Annotated in this window: 3 protein-coding genes and 1 pseudogene; 1 reads left to right on the forward strand and 3 read right to left on the reverse strand. The window is 62.2% G+C overall.

Features of this window, described 5'->3' with window-relative positions; translation table 11 throughout:
* Positions 1–122: 122 nt before the first annotated feature.
* Positions 123–578 carry a hypothetical protein gene (locus EN750_RS41725; protein ID WP_348629636.1) on the forward strand — a complete coding sequence of 152 codons (456 nt, stop codon included), beginning with the start codon at positions 123–125 and terminating at the stop codon, positions 576–578.
* Between the two features lie 73 nt (positions 579–651).
* Here EN750_RS41725 and EN750_RS31830 read toward each other — a convergent pair whose 3' ends face one another.
* The 3 genes and pseudogenes from EN750_RS31830 to EN750_RS31840 form a co-directional block, all read right to left on the reverse strand.
* Positions 652–891: a DUF2188 domain-containing protein gene (locus tag EN750_RS31830; RefSeq protein WP_127399068.1), complete on the reverse strand. Its 240-nt coding sequence runs from the start codon at positions 889–891 to the stop codon at positions 652–654.
* 30 nt (positions 892–921) lie between these two features.
* The gene (locus EN750_RS31835; RefSeq protein ID WP_013532012.1) at positions 922–1,200 is read right to left on the reverse strand and encodes a DUF982 domain-containing protein; all 279 of its coding nucleotides are present in this window, start codon (positions 1,198–1,200) and stop codon (positions 922–924) included.
* A 246-nt stretch (positions 1,201–1,446) separates the two neighbouring features.
* Positions 1,447–1,992, reverse strand: a pseudogene (locus EN750_RS31840) (tRNA-dihydrouridine synthase); the annotation flags it as partial.

Here is a 1,992-nt window from a genome sequence, read left to right on the forward strand (position 1 = left end):
CTGGGAAGGCGAGTGGTCTGAGATAGCGCGGCGCGACGGTGGCCGAAATGTCATCTTCGCGCCGCCAAGGCGAGCCGATGACGTCAAGGATCTAGGTTCGAACTGTTCGAGGAATAGGGCACATGCCGCAATTCGTGGCCCCGGAGCGAACCGCCGCATTCATCGAGCGCATCGCCGGCCGGCGGCTTGCTGGTCAGGGTCTCACCCGAGCCTCACGACAATTTCAAGGAACCATTCGGCTGACTACCGGGTTTTGTGAGTGCCGCACCAAGGCGGCTAAGATACGGAGTGATTCAATGGTTACAAAAATTCTCGCAGCATCTGTTCTGACGATCGGTCTCGCAACATCGGCGATGGCGCAGTCACTGGACGACAGGTATTCCAACAATCGTGATTGGTGGCTGTTCGGCAACAACGACCAGACAACTGTCGACCCCTATACCACGGGAAGCATCCGTGACGGCTCCGGGTTGAACACCCAACGCAACACCGGCGCAATAGGCCCATGTGCCCACAACACGCCAGGCCCGGACGCTAACGCTGGGCAAAACGTCAACGATCAGTATTGCGGCAAATAGGCCGCTAGCCCGTCCTCTCTTTGGACGGCTGCGGCTGGCGTCCTGCCTGGCCGCTCGACATCAGCCGCATAAATTAATCTGAGACTTCTGTCTGCGGCCGGTCGCGGCCGTCGGCCAGTTCGTCGTGCCATTTGCCTTCGGCGTCCTCATACTGGATGCCGTCGGTCGCTCCGGCGACCTGCTGCTCGGCCGAGGCGATTTCGGCCGCACGCAATGCGTCCTGATGCGTGGGAAACGTCTCGGAAAAGGTCGCTCCGACCTTGTAGGCCCAGCCGCCGTCATGTTCGACGATCTTGTAAGTCAGCTTCGCCATGGAAAACCTCCGGTTGAAAGGTCCGTCTGCTCAATGCAGCCGGTCGTCGGGCAGTCTGTCGTCGGGCACCAGCACTTCCGATTCCTTGGCGGCTTCAATCAGCGCCCGGCGCGCATCTGCTGTCGAACGATAACCTTCCAGCACTTTGAGGCAAGTGTCGAGGGCATCACGATGGCGCGGGCCGCGATTGAGCGGCCACACCGTCATCAGGCACTCCGCTGCCTCCTGGGCGCTGCGGATGTGGCGATATTTGCCGACGTGGCCAAGTTCGACGACGACCGGCACTTCAAAAGGTTTGTTGTCCATCATGGCCGCAACGCAAAGCAGCCAATTTGGTTGCAACCATGGCCGCCAGCCTGCGCCCAAACGTCTCAGAGGCTGTTTGAAGGCTCTAACCTGCGGCCAGCGCTGCAACCGGCAAGAATGCCCTGAACAGGTTTCCTCCCAAGCCCAGCCACGCCCACTCACGCCAACAGCTTGCGGACGGAATAGCAGCGAAGCACCGTCAAGCTGTCTGGAGACAGGAGGGGCGCGCGTGTCGGGAGCGCGGACCGTTCAGCCCGTCGCCTTCATCCAATGTTGCATCGTGGTCACCGAACGGGCGAGCTGCGGCGCCGGGTGGATCGTTTCGCTGAATGTCGCCGCCGCACGCCATCCCCAGCGCGGATCAGCCAGGAAGGCTCGCGCCAGCGCCACCATGTCGGCGCGGCCCTCGGTGAGGATCGCTTCGGCTTGCCTGGGGTCGTCGATCAGGCCGACGGCGCGGGTCGGAATATCAGCACCCTTGCGCACCGCTTCCGCCAGATGCACCTGATAGCCAGGGCCGGTGGGCAATTTCTGCAACGGCGAATTGCCGCCGCTCGAGCAGCAGAGATAGGCAACGCCCTCGTCCTTGAGCGCCTTGGCCACTTCGATCGCGTCCGCTACGTCGAAGCCGCCATCGACCCAATCCATCACCGACAGCCGCGCGCCGAGCATCAGCTTTGGCGTAGCCTTGCGCACCGCCTTGGCGATCTCGACGACAAGACGCATGCGGTTTTCCAGCGAGCCGCCCCAGCGGTCCGTGCGCTGGTTGGACAAGGGCGACAGGAACTGGAAGAT

The sequence above is a fragment of the Mesorhizobium sp. M7A.F.Ca.ET.027.03.2.1 genome (genome assembly GCF_003999175.1).
GTDB lineage: Bacteria > Pseudomonadota > Alphaproteobacteria > Rhizobiales > Rhizobiaceae > Mesorhizobium.

What these genes read in the sequence shown, in the direction of transcription:
- EN750_RS41725 (WP_348629636.1), top strand. Translation starts at nt 123, where the DNA reads ATGCCGCAATTCGTGGCCCCGGAGCGAACCGCCGCATTCATCGAGCGC.
- EN750_RS31830 (WP_127399068.1), bottom strand. Translation starts at nt 891, where the DNA reads ATGGCGAAGCTGACTTACAAGATCGTCGAACATGACGGCGGCTGGGCC.
- EN750_RS31835 (WP_013532012.1), bottom strand. Translation starts at nt 1,200, where the DNA reads ATGATGGACAACAAACCTTTTGAAGTGCCGGTCGTCGTCGAACTTGGC.